This window comes from Hwanghaeella sp. 1Z406 (assembly GCF_048892425.1).
Classification (GTDB): Bacteria; Pseudomonadota; Alphaproteobacteria; order UBA8366; family Aestuariispiraceae; genus Pacificispira.
Genome location: NZ_JBLZHU010000006.1, coordinates 139380 through 162090 on the forward strand (window position 1 = coordinate 139380; position 22711 = coordinate 162090).

Sequence of the window (22711 nt, forward strand, 5' to 3'; positions counted from 1 at the left end):
ATTTAAGTGTTAGTTGCGTCCAGAGGCGAAGCGCACGGCCTCCTGCGTGGCGCGCACCAGGGCCTTGGCCTTGTTCACGCATTCCTGATGTTCTGAGGCCGGGTCGCTGTCCGCAACAATGCCAGCCCCGGCCTGAACGATCATCTTGCCATCCTTGACGACGGCGGTGCGCAGCACGATGCAAGTATCCATGGACCCGTCGGCCCCGAAATAGCCGATGCAACCGGCATAGATGCCCCGGCGATCCGGTTCCAGTTCCTCAATGATCTGCATGGCGCGCACCTTGGGCGCACCTGATACTGTGCCAGCGGGAAACCCCGCCATCAGTGCGGTCAGGGCGTCCACGCCGTCTTTTATCTGGCCTTCCACATTGGACACGATGTGCATGACATGGCTGTAGCGTTCGACAATGAATTTGTCTGTGACATCAATGGTGCCGATCTTGCTGACCCGCCCAACATCATTGCGGCCCAGATCCAGCAGCATCAGATGTTCAGCGCATTCCTTGGGGTCGCCCAGCAGGTCCTGTTCCATTCGTTGATCTTCTGCGCGGTCCGCGCCCCGGGGGCGTGTTCCTGCAATGGGGCGGATCGTAACCTTGCCATCGCGCAGACGGACCAGAATTTCAGGGCTGGACCCGACAATCGCAAACCGTCGAAAGGCCATGAAAAACAGGAAGGGGGATGGATTCGTGCGCCGCAGCGCGCGATACAGCGAAAAGGGTGGCAGGTCGAACGGCATTTCAAACCGCTGTGACAGCACGACCTGAAAAATATCGCCGGCCAGGATATATTCCTTCGCCTTGGCGACCATGGCCTGATAGGCCTGTGGCGTCATATTCGCGACGGGCTCAATCCCCGCATCCTGAGCAGATCGCCCAGCCGTGGCATAGGGCAGGGGGCGTTCCAGGCTGTCGCGCATTTCTGACAGGCGTTCCAGGGCTTTTTCATACGCCGCACCGGCCCCAATTTCCGGGTCCGGGCGAACCGGCGTCACAAAGGTGACGATGTCTTCGATACTGTCAAAGACTGCAACCAGGGTCGGTCGGATGAAAATGCCGTCTGGCACCTCCAGTACGTCCTTATTTTCATCGGGGAAGGGCTCCACCAGGCGCACACAGTCATATCCCATATAGCCCACCAACCCGGCCGCCATTGGGGGCAGCGAGTCGGGCATCTCCATCTCGCATTCCTTATGCAGGGAACGCAGCGAGTCGAGGGTGGGCAGAGAATGCGCCTCAAACGCATCGGGATCAATCAGGGCACGTCGATTGACCTGGGCCTTATCGCCAAAGCAACGCCAGATCAGGTCCGGCTTCATCCCGACAAAGGAATACCGCCCGCGAATGGCGCCCCCTTCGACGGATTCGAACAGGAAGGCGTCGGCGCGTCCATCGGCCAGCTTCATATAGGCAGAAACAGGCGTCTCTAGGTCTGCGACCAATCTGGTATAAACGACCTGTGGCTTCCCTGCTTCATAGAGCCGCTTGAAACTCTCTATATCGGGAAAGCATTCCATGATCAGCGATACACTCTGTCGATGACTTCGGGGTAGGTTGTTGTCTCAATTTCCTTTTGCAGGGCGACCCCTAACTGTTCGACTAGATCATTAGACATGCCAACAGCCAGCGCATCGGAAATGTTCTTGCGGAAATCACCGTCGACCGCTGCCTCGGCGGGGGTGATCTTGGTCAGGCGCGCGATGACGAAGGCATCATCCTGCACGCCATATGCAGCCTTACCAGTGTCCAGCCCGAACAATTCACTGGCCAAGGCATCTGGAATGCGCGCACCGCCCGCAGCTTGCCCATTGCGGGCAAAGTTTTCGATGGTGTTTACCTCGGCGTTATTGCTGGCTGCAATCATGGCAACATCACCGGCTTCACCCAATTGCGCGGCCAAGGTCTGGGCGCGCAATTCTGCGGCCTGATAGCGGGCGTCTTTCATCCATGCGGCTTTGACCTCGTCCCGCACAGAGGGAAAATCCGGAATTGCCGCCGGGGTGATGTTGTCCACGCGCAGCATGAACATGGCGTTGGATTCTGTGGTTTCCAGGAAACCGACATCACCGGCTTTCAGGTCGTCGGCGAATGCTTTCTGCAAGAAGGTCAATCCTGCGGGAAGGTCGGCGAGGGGAGTGCCGTCGGGGCCCCGACCCTGGGCATCAACCGCATCGATTTTTTTAGCCTCAATTCCAATTGAAGCCCCGGCTTCTTCCAGTGTCATGCCCTGCGCAAAGGCGTCTTCCAGCTTCTTGCCATAATCGAACACTTCATCATAGGCGCGGTCCAGGGCGAGGTCGCGGGTGATTTGATCGCGTACTTCATCCAATGTGGGCTCGCTGCCTTCCTGGATGGTGTTGACGATGGCAACGGACCATCCGAAAGCCCCTTCGAAAGCACTGGTTACGCCGGGTGCTTCCAGAGAGAAAGTCGCCTCAGCAAGCGCGTCATTGGGAATGCCCTGGCGGCTGAATTGGCCCAATTCAATAAGTTGTAGGCCCATTTCTGCGATCTTGTCCTTCAACTCTTCCACAGGGACGGCTGCTAAGGTTTCGGAGGCCGCTTTCGCATCTTCTTCAGAGTTAAACAAAATCTGGCTGATATCGCGTTGTTCCGGCTGACCTAATTCACCAAGGCGGGCTTCATAGGATGCCTGAATATCATCCTCTGATACATCAATTGTGCCGGCAATCGCTTCCGGAGAGATCAGAACATAGGTCATGCCGCGCAATTCAGGACGGCGGAAATCTTCCTTCCGTTCGTCATAGAAAGCTTGCAGTGCGGTATCATCCGGTTCGGATGGCGCATCCACTGATGCGATGGGAAGGGTTAAGTATTCAGCGGACCGGCGTTCCCCAAAGAAATGATAGATGCGATCAACCAGGGCTTCGGGGGCTGCGCTGCCGGCGGTGACCGCGCCCAGCAGTTGTGACCGTGCAATTTCGTGGCGGACCAGTTCAACCATCCCAGGTTCTGTCAGGCCATTCTGTTGCAGCGCTGTTTCAAAGCGCAGGCGGTCGAACTTGCCATCACTGCCCTGGAATGTCGGGCGGGTTTGGATCTCAGTGCGCACCATATCATCGCTGGCCGTTAAATCTTTACGATCGGCCTCTGCCTCATAAAGCGTGCGCAAGGTCATGTTCTGCAGGACATTGTTGGCAAGATTTAACTGGCGGGCAACATCGCTGTCGATTGAATCGAGGCGTTGAGTCTGAAGGAAACGCTGATAGGCGATGTAGAATTCCTGGAAACTGATGTCACGGTCGCCGACTTTTGCCACCGTATCCCCATTGGCGCTGTTGCCCAGTCCTTCATAGGACGACACGCCCCAGCCCAGAAAGCTCAGAACCAGGAGGCCTAGAATAGCCTTGGCAATCCAAGAGCCGGTGGATGCGCGCATCTTTTGTAACATGATTTCACTCGTCGCAATGGTTTCAGGAAAGCGGTTCTACCATGGGACAGGTCCCAAATCGAATTCGCCCGGATCATAAGGGGGCGTTTCGACCCCCGCAATCGCAAATGCCAACCCATCTGCCAAGGAAATTCGCAGTATTTTCCGATACCGTCGCCCTTTTCTGCGGATTGGTTCTACAGATTGGCGTTCTTAGATGGGCGTGGTAAACCCGTGGCGCAAGATATTCCCATAACCAGCTAAGGATCCTTTAGACCCATGAGCAGACGCCCCCTGATTGCCGGAAACTGGAAAATGAATGGACTGTTAAGCGATGGCACCGCCCTGGCGCAGGCCGTGGCGCAGGGCGGAAAGGATGCGCCCTGCGATATTCTGATATGCCCCCCAGTAACATTGTTGGGGGCCGTTAAATCGGTTCTGTCCGGTTCTGCTATTCAACTGGGCGCACAGGATTGCCATTGGCAGGAGAAGGGGGCCCATACCGGCGAGATCTCCCCCCAGATGCTGGTCGATGTTGGATGCAGCCATGTCATTCTGGGCCATTCTGAACGCCGTGCCGATCATGGCGAAACCGATTCCCAGGTGGCGCAGAAAGCCAGTGCTGCCCATCAGGCCGGTTTGATCGCGGTGATCTGTGTTGGCGAAACGGAGGCACAGCGGGATGCGGGTGATACGATGTCGGTGATCTCCGCCCAACTGGATGGATCTGTTCCCCAGTCCGCAACGTCTGAGAACACGGTCATAGCCTATGAACCGGTTTGGGCCATCGGGACGGGTCGCACCCCAACGGCACAGGAAGCCAATCAGGTGCACGCCCATATTCGCGCCCATCTGCACGGTCGTTTGGGGGATGCAGGAACAGCGGCCCTGCGCATTCTGTATGGTGGATCCATGAAGCCCGGTAACGCGGCGGACCTGTTGGCGCAGCCCGATATTGATGGCGGATTAATCGGGGGGGCAGCCCTGAAAGCCGAGGATTTCTTGAGCATCGTTGCTGCGGCAAAGGCGTGATCGCAAGGAAAACCACTTTCGGGCTTTAAATTCAGGCACTGACGCGTTACATACCCCACAATTCAAAGGCATCTGTATATCGGGTGTCGAAACCGAGTTTCTTGAGTGAGGCCTAGACCGCGATGGAAAATATCATTCTGATCGTTCACCTGTTGATTGCCATTGCATTGATTGGCGTCATTTTGCTGCAACGCTCCGAAGGCGGCGCGTTGGGCATGGGCGGTGGTTCCGGCGGTGGTGGCGGTGGCATGTTCTCTGCCCGTGGGGCGGCAAATGCCCTGACCCGGACAACGGCCATTCTGGCAGCCTGCTTTATTGCAACCAGCCTGACATTGGCGATTTTGGCGGGCGGCCACAAGAACACCGAATCGATTTTCGATTCGGCCCCTGCTGAAACCACAGCACCGGCCCCCGTCGATGATGGAACGCCTGTCGTCCCCACATCGGAGTGATCGGTAAAAATACAATGATATCAAGGAAGGCGGCGCAATTGCCGCCTTCTTCTTTGGGTCGGATTTCGCATCCGTGCGGATCAGGCTTGTCAGACGAAAGCCAAAGGATACAGTGATCTCCCATGTCGGCACGATACATCTTCATAACAGGCGGCGTGGTCTCCTCACTGGGTAAGGGTTTGGCCTCAGCCGCGCTTGGCGCGCTGTTGCAAGCGCGGGGCTATAAGGTCCGGCTGCGCAAACTGGATCCCTATCTCAATGTCGACCCCGGTACGATGAGCCCCTATCAGCATGGTGAATGCTATGTCACCGATGATGGGGCAGAAACGGATTTGGATCTGGGCCATTACGAGCGCTTCACCGGCGTTCCGGCCCGCCAATCGGACAATGTCACCACAGGTCGAATCTATTCCGATGTAATTGCCAAGGAACGGCGCGGTGATTATCTGGGCGGTACGGTTCAGGTCATCCCCCATGTCACCGATGCGATTCGCGACTTTGTCGTATCCGATATCACCGATGAAGACTTTGTCTTATGCGAAATCGGCGGCACGGTTGGCGATATCGAAGGCCTGCCATTTCTGGAAGCCATCCGCCAGTTGGGCAATGAATTAGGGCGCGAGCGGGCCTGTTATATCCATTGCACGCTGTTGCCCTATATCGGGGCAGCGGGTGAATTGAAGACCAAACCGACGCAGCATTCCGTGAAGGAACTGCTGTCGGTCGGGATTCAGCCAGACATTCTGCTGTGTCGGGCAGAGCGGGACATCCCCCAGGGGGAGAAACGCAAGATCGCGCTGTTCTGTAACGTGCGCGAAAGTCGGGTTATCTCTGCCCTGGATGTCGACACGATTTATGCCGTGCCACTGACCTATCATCGGGAAGGCCTGGATGTTGAAGTTCTGAGCTATTTCAACATGATGAAGGAAGGTCAGGAAGAAGAGATCGACCTGAGCCGTTGGAGCGATATCACCCGCACCGTGCGTGCGCCAGAGGGCGAAGTCACAATTGCCGTGGTTGGCAAATACACCGTCCTGCTGGATGCCTATAAGTCGCTTGCCGAAGCGCTGGTGCATGGCGGCATCGCCAATAATGTGCGGGTAAAGCTGAACTGGGTCGAATCGGAGATCTTTGAGACCGACGACCCCGTGCCCTATCTGGAAAACGTGCATGGCATTCTGGTGCCGGGCGGATTTGGGGAGCGGGGGTCGGAAGGCAAGATTCAGGCCTGTCGTTTTGCCCGCGAACGCAATATCCCCTATTTTGGGATTTGCTTTGGCATGCAGATGGCCGTGATAGAGGCCGCGCGGCATCTGGCCGGCATTGAAGATGCCTCTTCGACCGAATTCGGCCCCGCGAAACATCCTGTCGTCGGCCTGCTGACCGAATGGAAAAAGGGCAATCGCGTCGAAACCCGTGGCGAGAATGATGATAAGGGCGGTACCATGCGTCTGGGGGCCTATCCCTGTATTCTGGAGCCGGGATCGAAGACACAGGAAATTTATGGCGAGCGTCAAATCTATGAGCGCCACCGTCATCGTTATGAAGTGAATGTCGGCTATCGTGAAAAACTGGAAGCGGTTGGCTTGAAGTTCACGGGCATGTCCCCAGATGGCATTTTACCGGAAATCGTGGAGCGGGAAGATCATCCCTGGTTCATCGGCGTTCAATTCCATCCGGAACTGAAGTCAAAGCCGTTCGAGCCGCACCCCCTGTTTGCGGGCTTCATTGAGGCCGCCGTGAAGACCAGCCGTTTGGTCTGATCGCAGCCCCGTCTTATCAAGGATCGTTCAGATGCAGCAGCATACCGTCACGCTTGGCCAGATCGAAATTGCCAATCACAAGCCGTTCGTGCTGATCGCCGGGCCCTGTCAGATGGAAAGCCGCGATCATGCGATGGATATGAGCGGCCAACTGAAAGAAATCTGTGACGGTCTTGGGATTTCCCTGATCTATAAGACCAGCTATGACAAGGCGAACCGCACCTCCCTGAAGGGTCAGCGCGGCATGGGTCTGGATAAGGCGCTGGCGGTGTTTCAGGAAGTCAAAGACACCTATAAAATTCCCGTGCTGACCGATGTTCATGAGCGGGATCATTGTGCGGTCGTAGCCGATGTCGTCGATGTCCTGCAAATCCCAGCCTTCCTGTGCCGCCAGACCGATCTGCTGATCGCGGCGGCGCAAACCGGGCGGGTGGTGAATGTGAAAAAAGGTCAGTTCCTGGCCCCCTGGGATATGAAAAATGTCGTCGCCAAACTGGTCGACAGCGGCAATTCCAATGTTCTGGTGACCGAACGCGGCGCAAGTTTTGGCTATAACACGCTGGTCACCGATTTCCGCAGCCTGCCGACAATGGCGCAACAGACCGGTATGCCCGTTGTCTTTGACGCCACCCATTCGGTGCAACAGCCAGGCGGGCAGGGCACGTCCAGCGGCGGCCAGCGCGAATTTGTGCCGGTCCTGGCCCGTGCGGCGGTGGCCGTGGGCGTAGCGGCCCTGTTCATGGAGACCCATCAGGACCCGGACAATGCGCCGTCCGATGGCCCAAACATGGTGCCCATCGACCAGATGGCAGATTTGCTGCTGACCCTGCAGAATTACGACCGGATTACCAAAGCCACTCTGTCGGCGTAATCCGATGGGGGATGTTTCGCTGGAAACTCTTGTCCCTATTCTGGCGATTTACCTGCTTGCTGGATTTTCCAAAGGGATTGTCGGGCTTGGCCTGCCAACCATCGGGATCGCTTTGGCGACGATATTCGTCGGACTGGACACGGCCCTGGCCTATGCCACACTGCCGGTTGTTTTGACCAATTTGTATCAGGCGCTGGTGGGGGGGCATTTCACGCAAGTTTGGCGTCGCACATGGCCGCTTATGGTGATTGCATCCCTCTTCACCGCTTTGGCGACAGGATTGTTCACCCTGGTCGATCAGAATGTTCTGACGATCTTTCTGGGCACAATTCTGATCGTGTATTCAGCCCTGACCCTGAAGACGATCACGCTGTCGCCGCCGGGGCGTCATGATGTCTGGATTTCACCGATCATAGGCGCGGTGACCGGGATTGTGACCGGGATAACCGGGTCTTCCGTCGTGCCGGGTGTTCTGTATCTGCAATCCCTGAACTTACCGCGGGATGCCTTTGTTCAGTCGCTGGGTATCCTGTTCACGGTCACCTATATCGGCCTGATCATCGGTCTTGGTCACCATGATATCCTGACAAGCAAGGTCGTCGGTGTCTCTGCTATCGCCATCATCCCCGCCCTTATCGGAATGACGCTTGGGATGCGGATCCGGCGGCGCATTCCGGAAGAACAGTTTCGCACGGTCTTCCTGTTGGTCATTCTGCTGCTTGGCGTCTATCTGTTCTTGCGTTCCTTATGGCGCTTTTTGTAACCACAGCCCGGCGATTGCCCCAGATAAGTTTGGGCGCTATAAGTCGCGCGACTTAACGTATAGCCCTTCTGGAGGATACCTGCATGACCGCAATTATTGACGTACATGGCCGCGAAATTCTGGACAGCCGGGGCAATCCCACCGTTGAGGTTGAGGTGACCCTGGAAGATGGGTCCTTCGGTCGGGCCGCTGTGCCGTCGGGTGCCTCCACTGGCGCACATGAGGCGCATGAATTGCGCGATGGCGGGTCGCGCTATGGCGGCAAGGGCGTGCTGCAAGCCCTGGAAGCCGTGAACACCGAACTCTATGACATGATGATGGGCATGGAAGCGGAAGAGCAAGTCCTGTTGGACCGCGCGATGATTGAACTGGATGGCTCCCCCACGAAAAGCCGCTTGGGCGCGAATGCCATCCTGGGGGCCTCGCTGGCAACCGCGAAGGCCGCTGCTGCTGCGGCAGCACTGCCTCTGTATCGCTATGTCGGGGGCACATTCGCCAGCCGCCTGCCGGTTCCGATGATGAACATCATCAATGGTGGGGCGCATGCCGATAATCCCATCGACATCCAGGAATTCATGATCATGCCGGTCGGTCAGGACAGCTTTGCCGAAGCCCTGCGCTGTGGGGCCGAAGTTTTCCAAAGCCTGAAGGCGCAACTGAAATCAGCCGGTCACAATACGAATGTCGGGGATGAGGGTGGTTTTGCCCCCAATCTGTCGTCAGCGACAGAGGCCCTGGACTTTATCCTGAAAGCCATTGAATCCGCAGGCTACGAGACCGGCCGCGACGTGGTACTGGCCCTGGACTGTGCCTCAACCGAATATTACATCGACGGTGCCTACAAGATGGTCGGGGAGGGCAAGACCCTGACCTCTGCCCAGCATGTCGATTATCTGGCCAATCTGGTCGCGAACTATCCGATCGCGTCGATTGAAGATGGCATGGCCGAAGATGACTGGGACGGCTGGGCCTTGTTGACCAACAAGATCGGGAAATCCTGTCAATTGGTCGGCGATGATCTGTTCGTAACCAATCCTGCACGCCTGCGCGATGGTATCGCCAAGGGAACGGCCAATTCGATCCTGATCAAGGTGAACCAGATCGGCACCCTGACGGAAACCCTGGAAGCCGTCGAAACCGCCCATAAGGCGAAATACACAGCCGTCATGTCCCACCGGTCCGGCGAGACAGAGGATGCGACGATTGCCGACCTGGCGGTCGCCACCAATTGCGGCCAGATCAAAACCGGCTCGCTCAGCCGTTCCGACCGTTTGGCAAAATATAACCAGTTGCTGCGCATCGAAGAAGAGCTGGATACAGCCGCAGTTTATGACGGATCCGCGTTCCAGCGCTGATCTGTAAATATACCGTCTGCGGCCCCTTTTTCAGGATAACCGCAAAGGGCGCAGAGAAGGCGCGAAGGACGCTGAGACGCCACTCTTTTCGTCACCCCGGACGTGATCCGGGGTCCAGGGCGGTAAGCGCGATTGATGTTTGTGGCTCTGGATACCCACCTACGCGGGAGAGACGGGGATATGAGTTACATTCTCATCCTGAGGAGGCGCGATAGCGCCGTCTCGAAGGATGCGCTGTAAGGGAGGTGGTTACAGACAGATCACCCCTCGAGACGCTTCGCTCCTCAGGGTGAGGATTCTCTTGACTAAATCAGCGTCACCCCGGACGTGATCCGGGGTCCAGGGCGGCAGGCGCGATTTATGCGTGTGGCTCAGGGTACCCGCCTGCGCGGGTGTGACGAGATGGTAAAGATGAACCGCAAAGAGCGCGGAGGAGGCGCAAAGGGCGCTGAGGGGGTTGTGGGCTATGGCATTCCACTTCTGACCTTAAACACCATTCTCATCCTGAGGAGGCGCGATAGCGCCGTCTCGAAGGATGCGCTGTAAGTCCGTTCTTCCAGCGGGCTCCCCCTTCGAGACGCTGCGCTCCTCAGGGTGAGGGAGTATTTATCTTGAAATACCGTCATCCCGGACGTGATCCGGGGTCCAGGGTGGCAGGTGTGATTGTACAGGCGCGCGTTATCTTCCGTCTTAGACTCGCTTTGGTGAGAAGCAGTCGCTGTTTCGGGATGCAGTTTGGAGAGGGGAGGGGGGATACATATGGGGTATCGACAGGCACCGCCATGTCGGCAATTTTGACCTTTAAGGCGCGGCATTTGCTTTTAGCGCCTGATTTTCCGCCATATACCATATCATGACTCACCTACCACTGCTTGAGTTCAGGGGTCCTCTGATAGGCAATATATGCCACTGAAATAGGTAAAAAATTCCTACTAAGTCATTGAAAATATTGCCCATTGACGCGGACTCGGTTCCGTGATTCAAGGGGTGTGCTATGACTCTATTCGATGAACTTCATAGGCGCTTCCGCCATATCGCGTTCCCGGCCTTGGGGGCGTGCGTTCTCGTTTACTTTGCCTATCATACAATCCAGGGGGATCGCGGTCTGTTGTCCCTGATGCGCGTGTCCAATGAAGTGGAGCGTGCGCAGCATGCCTTGAATAATCTGCGGGAGCAGCGCCTGACCCTGGAGCATCGTGTCGGGCTGTTGGATCGGCGCAGTCTGGATCTGGATATGCTGGAAGAACGGATGCGCCTGGACCTGCAAAAAATCCATGAGAATGAAGTCGTCATTTTCCTGACGCCTAACAGCTAGTCATATCGCGCCCAAGCAGTGACCTTGTATATTTGGTGGATGGGGCGTAGCTGTTAAATTCATGACAAATTATTGACCGGGTTTACGTGTGCGTCATGCTGCACTGCGTCAAAAAAAGTGTGTTTCAATCAATTCAACTTAAATTCAGTTAAGTATCACTTTATTGTGGTAAATCAATTATTTGCCTAGGCTATTGATTTGCCCCCTGAAACCAAGTACCGATTCCAATGGATGTTTCGGGCAGGCTTGAAATCAAACGGGTTGCGCCCTTGAAACGAAAAAATTGGTCGGGCTTTCCGTGTTCATTGACCGGATGGCCCGCCGTAAATTGGATCTCTGTGAGAGACCTGAACGAGGGGACAACCGATGGCGAAAAAGGCGACCGCGAAACGTGCGGCTGGCAAAGCGGCTTCTAAGTCTGCACCTGCCAAGACGGCAAAAACCAGCAAAAGCGACTTGATGGATTATTATAAGAACATGCTTCTGATCCGCCGTTTTGAGGAAAAGGCGGGGCAATTGTATGGCATGGGTCTGATCGGTGGGTTTTGTCACCTCTATATCGGGCAGGAAGCTGTCGTGACCGGCATGCAGGCCGCCACAAAAGAGGGCGATGCGGTTATCACCTCGTACCGGGATCATGGTCACATGCTGGCCTGTGGCATGGATCCGAAGGGCGTCATGGCAGAATTGACGGGGCGTGAAGGGGGTTATTCCAAGGGCAAGGGCGGTTCCATGCACATGTTCTCCAAGGAAAAGCATTTCTATGGCGGGCATGGCATCGTCGGTGCACAGATTCCCCTTGGCACCGGTATCGCCTTTGCCATGAAATACAATGAAACAGACAATGTCTGCATGGCCTATACCGGTGATGGCGCGATGAATCAGGGCCAAGTCTATGAGGCTTTCAACATGGCCGCCCTTTGGAAGCTGCCGGTAATCTATGTCATTGAAAACAATAAATATGGCATGGGAACCTCTGTAGAGCGGATTTCCGCGTCGGGTGCCAATCTGCATGATCGTGGTAAGGCTTACGGCATTCCAGGCGATGAAGTGGATGGCATGGATGTGGTCGCCGTGCATGAGGCAGCCGAAAAGGCCGTGGCACACTGCCGTGCTGGAAAAGGACCGTATATCCTGGAAATGAAGACCTATCGCTATCGCGGGCATTCCATGTCGGACCCGGCGAAATATCGCTCAAAGGAAGAGGTCAACAAGGTGCGGTCCACCTCTGACCCGATTGACCGGGTGAAGGCAACATTGATCGATGATGGTCACGCCAGCGAGGAGGACCTGAAAGAAATCGACAAGCAGGTCAAGGCCGTCGTGTCGGATGCCGCAGATTTCGCTCAATCCAGCCCAGAGCCGGATGAGAAAGAATTGTGGACCGACGTGCTTTTGGAAGCCTGAACAGGCACCGCTGACAGATAAGGATATTAAATAAATGGCTATTCAACTGCTGATGCCGGCGCTGTCGCCCACAATGACCGAGGGCACCCTGGCGAAATGGATTGTGAAAGAAGGCGATACCGTTGCTGCCGGTGATGTGATGGCAGAAATTGAAACCGACAAGGCGACGATGGAATTCGAGGCGACCGACGAGGGCGTGATCGGCAAAATCCTGGTTCCGGAAGGCACCGAAGGCGTTGCCGTCAACGAACCCATCGCGATCCTGTTGGAAGAGGGCGAAGACGCCAGCGCTGCAGAGGATGCGGCAAAGGAGGCTGAGTCTGCGCCGGCGGAAAAGAAGTCACAGTCCAGCAAGGAAGAGGCCCCGGCCGAGAAGGCACCTGCTGCACCCAAGGCGGCTGAAGCGCCTGAGCCCGAGCCGGAATGGGATGGTGCGATGAAATCCCAAACCGTGCGCGAGGCGTTGCGCGATGCCATGGCCGAAGAAATGCGCCGCGACGGCCGGGTGTTCCTGATGGGGGAAGAAGTCGCCCAGTATCAGGGGGCCTATAAGATTTCTCAGGGTCTGCTGGATGAGTTTGGCGACAAGCGTGTGATCGATACGCCGATTACCGAACACGGCTTTGCCGGTCTGGGCGTCGGGGCGGCCTTTACAGGGTTGCGGCCGATTGTCGAATTCATGACCTTTAACTTTGCCATGCAGGCGATGGACCAGATCATCAATTCTGCGGCGAAGACCTTGTATATGTCGGGTGGTCAGATGGGGGCACCCATCGTGTTCCGGGGCCCGAACGGGGCTGCGGCGCGGGTCGGTGCCCAGCATTCCCAATGCTATGCCAGCTGGTATGCCCATTGTCCGGGCTTAAAGGTCGTATCGCCCTACAGCGCGGCGGATGCGAAAGGGTTGCTGAAATCTGCGATCCGCGATCCGAACCCGGTGATCTTCCTGGAAAACGAGATCCTGTATGGCAAGACCTTTGATGTGCCGGACACCGATGATTGGACGGTTCCGTTGGGCAAGGCAAAGATTGTTCGGTCCGGAACGGATGTCACCATCGCGGCCTTCTCCATTATGGTTGGAAAAGCCCTGGAAGCAGCGGAGACCCTGGCAGAGGCAGGGATCAGTGCGGAGGTTATTGACCTACGCACCATTCGCCCGCTGGACACCGCGACAGTTATCGAGTCTGTGAAGAAGACGAACAGATTGGTTTCGGTTGAAGAAGGCTGGCCCTTTGCCGGGATCGGGTCGGAATTGGGCATGATGCTGATGGAACAGGCCTTTGACTATCTGGATGCCCCGGTGGCACGGGTTGCGGGTGCGGATGTCCCGATGCCCTATGCTGCCAATCTTGAGGCCCTGGCGCTGCCACAGGCTGATCACATCGTCCAGGCGGCCCGCGCCGTTTGTTACCGCTAAGGGCAGGAAGGGGATACGACAATGGCAATCAAGATCCTAATGCCGGCGCTGTCGCCGACCATGACAGAGGGCACATTGGCGAAATGGCTTTTGAAAGAGGGCGATAGTGTTGCGTCCGGCGACGTGATGGCGGAAATCGAAACCGATAAGGCAACGATGGAGTTTGAAGCCGTCGATGAAGGCATTATCGCCAAGATTCTGATTGAAGGCGGTACTGAGGGTGTCGCGGTCAATGAACCCATCGCGATTCTGGCCGAAGAAGGCGAAGACGTTGAAACCGCGATTGCGTCTGTAGGCGATTCCAAGCCGGAGGCTGCGGCTGCGAAAGGGTCCGAACCGGCAAAGACGGAAAAGGCGGCTGAAAAGCCTGCATCGAAAGCCGAACCCGCACCCGAGAAGCCTGCCGAGAAGCCAGCCGAAAAGCCAGCCGCATCCTCTGGGGATCGCATATTTGCCTCCCCCCTGGCGCGGCGTATGGCGGAAAATGAAGGGCTGGACCTGGCGAAACTGTCCGGGTCAGGCCCCCATGGTCGCATTGTGAAGCGTGATATTGAAGACGCCTTGTCGTCTGGTACTGGGAAGGCGACCGCCGCATCCGACACGGCGCCGGCAGATGCGCCCAAAGCAGCAGCCCCGGCAGCGGCGAAAGCAGCGGCCCCGGCGGCGGCGGTGCCCTCAGCGGATGATCCGATCTTCAAGATGCTGCCGGAGGCAGAGGCTGTCCCGCATTCCAATATGCGCAAGACCATTGCCAAGCGCCTGACAGAATCGGCCCGTGATATTCCGCATTTCACCCTGCAGGTGGATGTCGAAATCGACAAGCTGTTGGCGATGCGCAAGCAGTTGAACGAGCGGGACGGGGCGGACTACAAGATTTCCGTCAATGATTTCGTCATCAAGGCGACGGCGCTGGCCCTGACCCGTGTGCCGGATTGCAATGTCGCCTATACCGACAGCGCGATCCTGAAGTTCGAAAAGGTCGATATGGCAATGGCGGTTGCCATAGACGGTGGACTGATCACACCGATCATCAAGGATTGCGCCTCTAAAGGTCTGGCAACGATCTCCAAGGAAGCCAAATCATTGGCTGCCAAGGCCCGCGACGGGAAACTGTCCCCGGAAGAATATCAGGGCGGCACGTTTACGATTTCCAATCTGGGCATGTTCGGAGTGAAGACCTTTACCTCCATCATCAATCCACCTCAGGGCGGCATTCTGTCCGTCGGGGCAGGGGAGCAACGCCCTGTCGTGAAGGATGGTGCGCTGGGCATGGCCACTGTGATGTCGCTCAGCCTGGCGGTCGACCATCGCTGCATTGATGGGGCGACTGGTGCGGCCCTGGTGAAAGAACTTAAAGCGCTGATCGAAGACCCGATCGCCCTGATGCTGTGAACGGAGGCCCCTAATGGCGGATACCAATTTTGATGTTGTGATTGTTGGGGGTGGTCCGGGTGGCTATGTCGCGGCGATCCGTGCGGCACAGCTGGGCATGAAGGTCGCCGTGGTGGAAGCCAACCATCTGGGCGGTATCTGTCTGAATTGGGGCTGTATCCCGACCAAGGCACTGCTGCGCTCTGCGGAAATCTATCATTACATGAAGAAGGCCAAGGATTATGGCTTAAGCTGTGACAATCCAGGCTTTGACCTGGATGCCGTGGTCAAGCGCAGCCGAGGTGTTTCCAAACAGTTGAATCAGGGTGTCGGCCATCTGTTGAAAAAGAACAAGGTTACCGTGATCGATGGCTGGGGCAAACTGGCCGGCGGATCCAAGGGGGCCCGCAAAGTGGCGGTCACGAAGGATGGCAAGGCCGTGACGGAACTGACTGGAAAGCATGTCATCCTGGCAACCGGTGCCCGTGCCCGGGAACTGCCGGGGCTGGAGGCAGATCATAAGCTGGTCTGGACCTATAAGGATGCGCTTGTGCCCGATACCATGCCCAAGAAGCTGCTGGTCATTGGATCTGGCGCAATCGGGATCGAATTTGCCAGCTTCTTTAATACGCTGGGCGCGGAAACCACGGTTGTCGAAGTGATGGACCGGGTGCTTCCGGTAGAGGATGCCGAAATTTCCGCCTTTGCCAAGAAAGCCTTTGAAAAGCAGGGGATGAAAATCCTGGCTGGCGCATCGGTCAAAGAGTTGAAGCGCGGTAAGGATTCGGTGACCTGTGTCGTCGAACAGAAGGGCAAGACCCAGGAAATCACTGTCGATCGTGTGATTTCAGCGGTTGGTATCGTTGGCAATGTCGAAGATATCGGTCTGGAAGGCACCAAGATCAAAGTCGACAAAACCCATATTCAAACCAATGAATGGTCTGAAACCGATGAACCTGGTGTGTATGCCATCGGGGATCTGACAGGCCCGCCCTGGCTTGCCCATAAGGCGGAGCATGAAGGCGTGATCTGCATTGAGAAAATTGCCGGTCTGAAGGGCGTCCATCCCCTGGCAGTGGAGCGAATTCCTGGCTGCACCTATTGCCATCCACAAGTGGCCTCTATCGGTCTTACCGAAGAAAAGGCAAAGGCGGCAGGCCATGATGTCAAGGTCGGCCGGTTCAGCTTTATCGGCAATGGGAAGGCGATTGCACTGGGGGAACCTGAAGGCCTGGTCAAGACTGTGTTCGATGCAAAGACTGGGGAGCTATTGGGTGCCCATATGATCGGCGCGGAAGTGACCGAATTAATCCAGGGCTATTCGGTCGCAAAAACCCTGGAGACGACAGAGGAGGACTTGATGCATACGGTCTTCCCGCATCCCACATTGAGTGAAATGATGCATGAATCCGTTTTGGACGCATATGGGAAGGTCATTCATATGTAGTTTTATCTATCTGTTTTTTATGTGGAAAATCCGATCAGGGCATTCCCCATAAATTCACAGAGTAATTAATTAAAAATTAAATAAAATTTTAGATGTTTTGTCTTCTCTGTTGCGCGGTTCTGTGGCACGTGTACACTCAGGTCAATAGGGGTAGACAAAGCAATGGATATTGTTGAGAGAGGGGCCGGAACGATGAAAGCCACCGAGCATCCGCATATCGCGGAAGTTCGTCGAGAACTGGTGTATGAAAACAATCGTTGGCGTCATCTGATGATCGTTGTGACGGACCTTTCGCTTGACCCCAGTGATCCCGGACATGATGCAAAAACATTGAATGAAATCATCCAATTGGTCGCCAATTCCGCAATTGAAAATAACAGCGGCTATCATGGTATTGTGGTTCGCAATCCTTAATGCGCCACCAATGATGGGCTGTTGCGCTTAAATCTAATTTTATTCTCTAAATATCATCTGTTTTTCCTACTTTATTGCGGCACAGGCTTGACCCAACCGGTGTGACTCCTCAGTTTGTGAGGCATCATGATCCGCTGAGAAAGGCGTGTTTCGCATGAGTGAGCCAATAGAAAAATCAGCCGCAGCCCTGCGCCACCCAGAAAAGCGCAATCGGCCGGATAATCCCATTCAACGCAAGCCCGATTGGATTCGGGTAAAAGCGCCGGTCAGCAAGGAATATCAGGCGACCCGCAAGATCGTTGAGGACCACAAGCTGGTCACGGTCTGTCAGGAAGCCTCATGCCCGAATATTGGAGAATGCTGGGCCAAGAAACATGCGACCTTCATGATCATGGGGGAAATTTGCACCCGTGCCTGCGCGTTTTGCAATGTCAGCACGGGACGCCCAAACAGCCTGGATGTGTTTGAACCATACCGGGTGGCCGATGCAGTCGAAAAACTGGGCCTGGAACATGTCGTCATCACGTCGGTAGACCGCGATGATCTGGCGGATGGCGGCGCGGAACATTTCGCACAAACCATTCTTGCCATTCGGGAGAGAACCCCCGGCACGACAATTGAAATCCTGACGCCGGACTTCAAGGGCAAGAAGGGGGCCCTGGACGTTGTCGTAGCGGCGCGCCCCGATGTCTTTAATCACAATCTTGAAACTGTGCCGCGGCTGTATCCGACAATCCGTCCCGGCGCGCGGTATTTCACCTCCTTGCAGCTGCTCTCGGAAGTGAAGGAGATGGATCCATCGATATTCACAAAATCCGGCCTGATGGTTGGATTAGGCGAAACGAAAATTGAGGTCCAGCAAGTGATGGATGACTATCGGGCAGCGGATGTCGATTTCCTGACGATTGGTCAATATCTGCAGCCGACTTTGAAACATGCCGCCCTGGACCGGTTTGTGACGCCAGATGAATTTGCGGCCTATGCCACGATGGCGCGTGCAAAGGGGTTCCTGATGGTTTCGTCCTCGCCATTGACGCGATCCAGCTATCATGCGGGTGATGATTTCCAGCGTCTGCGGGCGGCACGGGAGGCAAAGCTGGCGGCGGGGGCTCCTCATGCCGCTGAATAGCGCGTGTCACGTGCTTCAGCCAAATTCAATGACAATCCAATATTCAGAGCGCCCTTAACTCTATGCCAAGACATGCTGAGAAACGCAGCCTGCCATATCGCGCTGAGGATATGTATTCCCTGGTCGCGGATGTCGGACGTTATCCTGAATTCCTGCCCTGGTGTCGCGCTGCCCGCATACGCAGTCAATCAGATACCCTGTTGATTGCGGATCTTGTGATTGGGTTTAAAGGGGTGACCGAACGGTTTACCAGCCGGGTCACGCTGGATCGTGATGCCATGTTGATTAAGACCGCCTATGAAGACGGTCCTTTCAAGTATCTGGATAACAGCTGGAAATTTATAGAGAAACCCGATTCGGATGGCTGCATTGTCGAGTTTCATGTGGATTTTGAGTTTCGGTCTAAACTGTTGCAGGCAATGATAGGGCTGGTTTTCACCGAAGCTGTTCGGCGCATGGTCTCAGCCTTCGAATCCCGCGCTAAAGATTTGTATGGCCCACAATCGTAGTTTCTACAGGGGGCGTCACGCCATCGCCATGAACAAGAAACTGCTATTGTAGTAAGTCACGATTTCTGTTCATGATGGCCCGGATAGACCAACAGCGAAACTTGCGCCCAGAATTCTAGTGCCATGCGATATCTTGTGGCCTTTCGCCGAGTCATGTATCTCATACACATTAAACTAGGGATTATCCCTAGTTTCGACGCAGTGTGGGAGGGATGCCGGTGATCACAACGGCGCAGATCCGGGCCGGTCGGTCACTGTTAAACATCAAACAGAGCGAACTTGCCAAGGCGGCAGGGGTCTCTCTGGCGACCCTGAACAATATCGAGCGTGGTATCGGGGACCCAAGGGCCAGCACATTGGAAGCCCTGGAGCGCGCCCTGTTTCAGGCTGGCGTTGAGACCGAAACCGATGGCAGCACGGAAACGGTGCGCCTGCATCGCCTGGCCCGGCCCAGCGCTTACGAGACCTATCACGCCAGTCAGCGGATTTTGGAAAGCCTGTCGCGCGACAGCCTGCTGAAGGTCCAGCATATATTGTTTTATACGCGCCGTGATCATGCACTGCGGGATGCGGAGGACGCAGTCAAATTGTGTCTGCTGTTGGAAGGACGCGTGCGCACGGTGCTGTTTGATCAGGTCAGCTTTACCTTTTCAAACGGGGGACGGGCGGCGGAAACGTCCGGCATCCTTCTGGCAGCCTTCGCGTTGCATGGCGATAAGCTGTCGATGTTGGATCGACCTATCGAAGACACGACCCTGGCACCCTTAGCGGATGCGGTTGAGCGATTGAAACAGACGCCCTGGCAGCCATTGCAACATCCCAAGGCGCTGATCGATACATTTGATGATTGGGATGAGAAGCTGGAGCGTTATGGCAGTCGCACCGGCCATCCTCTGGGCGATCTGGTGCGGCTTGTCGGGCCGGGGCAGGTTGTGCCCGCCCTTAACAAGCCTGCCTGACTGCTAATGCAAGGGCGGCAAGCACCGTGGCGCGCCGAACCGCAGCGCGATCACCTGGGAAGTGATGTTCCTCAACGATCGTCTGTTTATCCCGCATGGCACACCCGATAAAGACAAGGCCCGCCGGTTTGCGTTCTGAGGCACCGGGGCCAGCAACACCTGTGACCGCAATGGCAATCTGTGCCTGACAGCGGGAGAGGGCCCCTTCCGCCATCTGTTGCGCAACAGGCTTGGAAACAGCGCCGGGCCCACCCGGACCCAACAGGGCCGCATCCACGCCCAGCATTTCTGTCTTTGCACTATTGGTATAGGTGATGAAACCACGATCCACGACGTCAGACGATCCCGGAACAGCGGTCAAGACCGCGCCAATCATCCCACCCGTACAGGATTCTGCTGTGGCAATCATATAGGATGAGGCCCGAAGTCGATCTAAAGTTTCTTCCGCGATATCATATAGTTCCGAATCCATCATAAAGTATCGATCCAAGTTATGAGGAACCCCAGGCCAAACAAGCACGCCACGGCGTAAAAGCTGGCGATAACATCGTCTATCATGACCCCAAATCCGCCGGAAACCTGACGATCTGCCCAGCTGATCGGCCAGGGTTTCAGAATATCAAAGAACCGGAACAACAGAAACCCGGCCAGGACATGCTGCCAGGTGAAGGGAACGAAGGCCAGCGTGATCCAGACGGCGACTACTTCATCCACTACAATTTCAGAGGCATCGTGGGATCCTTTCACCTTGTCATATTCATTTGCGGCCCAAACCCCAATGGGAAACAGGATCACAGCGGCAGGCAGCAGAAACCAGCTTTCGCCAAAATGAACGATGGCCCAGGCAAAGGGAATGGCAGCCAGGCTGCCCCATGTTCCGGGGGCGGGCTTTAACAAGCCGCTGCCAAACCAGGTAGCGATCAGGAGTGCAGGGCTCATGAAACATCCTCTTTGGGCATTAAAGAAACCGTGGCGACGGCTTGACAGGCAATGCCTTCCCCGCGCCCCGTGAATCCCAGCTTTTCTGTTGTCGTGGCTTTCACAGATACGCGGTCCAGCGACAGGTGCAGGATATCCGCAATTCGTTCCCGCATGGCCTGTCGATGGGGACCAATGCGCGGCGCTTCACAGATCAGGGTCGCATCGATATGCAGGATGCGCCCGCCGGATTGGGCAACCAGCATGGCGGCATGGCGCAGAAACTGGTCGGATGCCGCCCCGCGCCATTGTGGATCACTGGGGGGGAAGTGGTCGCCTATATCACCTTGTGCAATTGCCCCCAGCAGGGCGTCTGTGATCGCATGCAGGCCGACATCGGCATCACTGTGCCCTTTCAATTGCTGTGAATGGGGAATCCTGACACCACATAACCACACAGCATCACCGGGTTCAAATCGATGCACGTCAAAGCCGGTGCCGGTTCGGGCTTCCATTAATGATGCCATTTTCTGTTCGGCCTCCTGAAAGTCGCGCTCTGTCGTCAGCTTAACATTGGCAGCATCCCCCTCTACCAACTGTACCGCACCGCCTGCCAGTTCCACCAGGGCGGCGTCATCGGTTGCTTCTGGTCCATTCTGTGCGGCGCGGTGCAGGTCTAAGATGGTTTCTAGGTGAAACCCCTGAGGTGTTTGCGCGCGATACAATCCCTGTCTTGATACTGTTGCCTGTATCGTCTGACCGTTCTGTGATTGTTTCAGCGTATCGATTACAGGCAGGGCGGGAATTGCAGCGCCCACCTGCACCGTTGCTGCGATCACCCGATCCATTAGCGAATGGCTGACAAAGGGTCGCGCAGCGTCGTGGATCAGGACCAGATTGGACGGAAACATTACATGAGACAATGCCTCTAACCCTTTTAAAACACTGGACTGTCTTGTGTTTCCACCGTGCTGGATTTGAATATCAGGGAGGCCAGCCAGGGACTGGGCGCATAATGCTTCCTGTCCCTCGCCAATGACGACAATGATTTTACCCAGGCCGGGATGGGTGCGAAATTGATCAATCGTTCTGCGCAAAACAGGAACGCCAGCCAGGGGGCGATACTGCTTGGGGAGGGTGCCGCCAACACGCAGTCCCTGACCCGCAGCGACGATCACAGCGTGAAAAGTGCAATCTGCTCTAGGCGCTGTCTCAGAAGGCATAAGCAGGTTTCCAATTCATTTTCAGGCATATGTGGTGCGACACAGATGTCTTAGGATTGTCGTTTCAGGCAGGCGCGCTGGATGCTATATACCCCACCATGATAATAGAGTCGCCCGTCTTTCAAATCATCGCTCTGTGTTGCCTGGGTCCTGCTATATGGGCATCGGTCCGGGACTGGCCGCGTAATACTGTGTATTGGGCGGTAATTGGGCTTGCAGTGCTTGGTCCGGCGGTTTGGTGCTTTGGGGTGTTACAGGCAGGGTGGCGCACGGATTTTTCCTTCACGATCTGGGTTTCGGTTGCGACCACACTGACCTTGCTGATGACACTGGCCCTGCGGCTGGAGGCGGCGCGCCGTCTGATCGTTCTGGCGCTGCCCTATCTCGCTTTTCTGATTGGCTTTGCGATTCTGTCAAATCGGGGGGACCACAGCCTTGCCCAACCGCCTGATATCTGGGTGATCGTTCATATCATCGTCGCGGTCATGACTTATGCGCTGTTGACCCTGGCTGCGGTTGCGGCCCTGGCGGTGTTCATTAAGGAACGTGCCTTGAAGGCAAAACGCAGCGGCGCGGTCGCGTCGGCTTTGCCATCCGTTGCGGAAGGTGAAAGCCTGCAAGACCGCCTTATGGCAACCTGCGAGGGTGTGCTGGGACTGGGTCTGGTCACGGGCATCGCAATTCATGTGGAACATGGACAACGTTTGCTAGAACCGGATCACAAAACTGTCCTGACTTTTGCCGCCTTTGTTGTGATTGGCGTGTTGTTGATCCTGCAACGCTATAGTGGATTGCGGGGGCGGCGCGCGTCCCAATTTGTCATGATGGCGTATCTGTTGGTGACTTTGGCCTATCCCGGCGTGAAGTTCGTCACCGACGTTTTGTCCGGATAAATCGACGCATATCCTACAATTTTGCGTAAATTGTCTGGTAAGACCATTTAATCCACGTTAAAACCCACGATCCGTAACTGC

At 55.9% G+C, this 22711-nt stretch carries 21 protein-coding genes; 16 read left to right on the top strand and 5 right to left on the bottom strand.

Annotated features, from left to right (window positions below):
* Positions 1–9 precede the first annotated feature (9 nt).
* A complete protein-coding gene (gene trpE, locus ACOSDR_RS13275) occupies positions 10–1518 on the bottom strand; it encodes an anthranilate synthase component I (protein WP_420731571.1) in 1509 nt (502 codons plus the stop codon).
* A gap of 2 nt (positions 1519–1520) precedes the next feature.
* Entirely contained in the window at positions 1521–3413 is a 1893-nt protein-coding gene (locus ACOSDR_RS13280; RefSeq protein ID WP_420731572.1) for a SurA N-terminal domain-containing protein, read from the bottom strand.
* A gap of 258 nt (positions 3414–3671) precedes the next feature.
* Between ACOSDR_RS13280 and tpiA the strand changes: the two genes are divergently transcribed.
* The 15 genes from tpiA (at position 3672) to ACOSDR_RS13355 (ending at position 19596) form a co-directional block, all read left to right on the top strand.
* Complete coding sequence (gene tpiA / locus ACOSDR_RS13285) at positions 3672–4424, top strand: triose-phosphate isomerase (RefSeq protein ID WP_420731573.1); 753 nt, start codon at positions 3672–3674, stop codon at positions 4422–4424.
* Between the two features lie 122 nt (positions 4425–4546).
* Entirely contained in the window at positions 4547–4876 is a 330-nt protein-coding gene (gene secG / locus ACOSDR_RS13290; protein WP_420723960.1) for a preprotein translocase subunit SecG, read from the top strand.
* 122 nt (positions 4877–4998) lie between these two features.
* Positions 4999–6639, top strand: coding sequence for a CTP synthase (locus ACOSDR_RS13295; protein WP_420731574.1), 1641 nt, complete (start codon positions 4999–5001; stop codon positions 6637–6639).
* A 31-nt stretch (positions 6640–6670) separates the two neighbouring features.
* Positions 6671–7510 (top strand): 3-deoxy-8-phosphooctulonate synthase, encoded by an 840-nt coding sequence (gene kdsA, locus ACOSDR_RS13300; RefSeq protein WP_420723962.1) that lies wholly within the window; start codon positions 6671–6673, stop codon positions 7508–7510.
* A gap of 4 nt (positions 7511–7514) precedes the next feature.
* Positions 7515–8273 (top strand): sulfite exporter TauE/SafE family protein, encoded by a 759-nt coding sequence (locus tag ACOSDR_RS13305; protein WP_420731575.1) that lies wholly within the window; start codon positions 7515–7517, stop codon positions 8271–8273.
* Positions 8274–8356: 83 nt separating this feature from the next.
* Positions 8357–9628 carry a phosphopyruvate hydratase gene (eno, locus tag ACOSDR_RS13310; RefSeq protein ID WP_420731576.1) on the top strand — a complete coding sequence of 424 codons (1272 nt, stop codon included), beginning with the start codon at positions 8357–8359 and terminating at the stop codon, positions 9626–9628.
* A gap of 994 nt (positions 9629–10622) precedes the next feature.
* Positions 10623–10943, top strand: coding sequence for an FtsB family cell division protein (locus tag ACOSDR_RS13315; protein ID WP_420723965.1), 321 nt, complete (start codon positions 10623–10625; stop codon positions 10941–10943).
* A 366-nt stretch (positions 10944–11309) separates the two neighbouring features.
* Positions 11310–12350 (top strand): pyruvate dehydrogenase (acetyl-transferring) E1 component subunit alpha, encoded by a 1041-nt coding sequence (gene pdhA, locus ACOSDR_RS13320; protein WP_420723966.1) that lies wholly within the window; start codon positions 11310–11312, stop codon positions 12348–12350.
* 34 nt (positions 12351–12384) lie between these two features.
* Positions 12385–13767, top strand: a complete 1383-nt coding sequence (locus tag ACOSDR_RS13325) for a pyruvate dehydrogenase complex E1 component subunit beta (protein ID WP_420731577.1) — start codon at positions 12385–12387, stop codon at positions 13765–13767.
* Positions 13768–13788: 21 nt separating this feature from the next.
* Complete coding sequence (locus ACOSDR_RS13330) at positions 13789–15159, top strand: pyruvate dehydrogenase complex dihydrolipoamide acetyltransferase (protein ID WP_420731578.1); 1371 nt, start codon at positions 13789–13791, stop codon at positions 15157–15159.
* A 13-nt stretch (positions 15160–15172) separates the two neighbouring features.
* Complete coding sequence (gene lpdA / locus ACOSDR_RS13335) at positions 15173–16585, top strand: dihydrolipoyl dehydrogenase (protein ID WP_420731579.1); 1413 nt, start codon at positions 15173–15175, stop codon at positions 16583–16585.
* 192 nt (positions 16586–16777) lie between these two features.
* Entirely contained in the window at positions 16778–16999 is a 222-nt protein-coding gene (locus tag ACOSDR_RS13340; RefSeq protein WP_420723970.1) for a hypothetical protein, read from the top strand.
* A gap of 154 nt (positions 17000–17153) precedes the next feature.
* Positions 17154–18128, top strand: a complete 975-nt coding sequence (gene lipA, locus ACOSDR_RS13345) for a lipoyl synthase (RefSeq protein WP_420731580.1) — start codon at positions 17154–17156, stop codon at positions 18126–18128.
* Positions 18129–18190: 62 nt separating this feature from the next.
* A complete protein-coding gene (locus ACOSDR_RS13350) occupies positions 18191–18637 on the top strand; it encodes a type II toxin-antitoxin system RatA family toxin (protein WP_420723972.1) in 447 nt (148 codons plus the stop codon).
* Between the two features lie 218 nt (positions 18638–18855).
* The gene (locus ACOSDR_RS13355) at positions 18856–19596 is read left to right on the top strand and encodes a helix-turn-helix domain-containing protein (RefSeq protein WP_420731581.1); all 741 of its coding nucleotides are present in this window, start codon (positions 18856–18858) and stop codon (positions 19594–19596) included.
* On the opposite strand, the gene ACOSDR_RS13360 is transcribed toward ACOSDR_RS13355, so the two are convergent.
* Genes ACOSDR_RS13360 through ACOSDR_RS13370 form a run of 3 tightly spaced genes read right to left on the bottom strand, consistent with a single transcriptional unit; the run spans position 19580 to position 21737 of the window.
* Positions 19580–20071, bottom strand: coding sequence for a CinA family protein (locus ACOSDR_RS13360; protein WP_420731582.1), 492 nt, complete (start codon positions 20069–20071; stop codon positions 19580–19582). The genes ACOSDR_RS13355 and ACOSDR_RS13360 overlap by 17 nt on opposite strands.
* Complete coding sequence (locus ACOSDR_RS13365) at positions 20068–20535, bottom strand: phosphatidylglycerophosphatase A (protein ID WP_420731583.1); 468 nt, start codon at positions 20533–20535, stop codon at positions 20068–20070. The genes ACOSDR_RS13360 and ACOSDR_RS13365 overlap by 4 nt, the downstream gene beginning before the upstream one ends.
* The gene (locus ACOSDR_RS13370) at positions 20532–21737 is read right to left on the bottom strand and encodes a bifunctional 2-C-methyl-D-erythritol 4-phosphate cytidylyltransferase/2-C-methyl-D-erythritol 2,4-cyclodiphosphate synthase (protein ID WP_420731584.1); all 1206 of its coding nucleotides are present in this window, start codon (positions 21735–21737) and stop codon (positions 20532–20534) included. The genes ACOSDR_RS13365 and ACOSDR_RS13370 overlap by 4 nt, the downstream gene beginning before the upstream one ends.
* A 218-nt stretch (positions 21738–21955) precedes the next feature.
* Here ACOSDR_RS13370 and ccsA point away from each other — a divergent pair, with 218 nt between their 5' ends.
* The gene (ccsA, locus tag ACOSDR_RS13375) at positions 21956–22630 is read left to right on the top strand and encodes a cytochrome c biogenesis protein CcsA (RefSeq protein ID WP_420731585.1); all 675 of its coding nucleotides are present in this window, start codon (positions 21956–21958) and stop codon (positions 22628–22630) included.
* Positions 22631–22711: the final 81 nt, after the last annotated feature.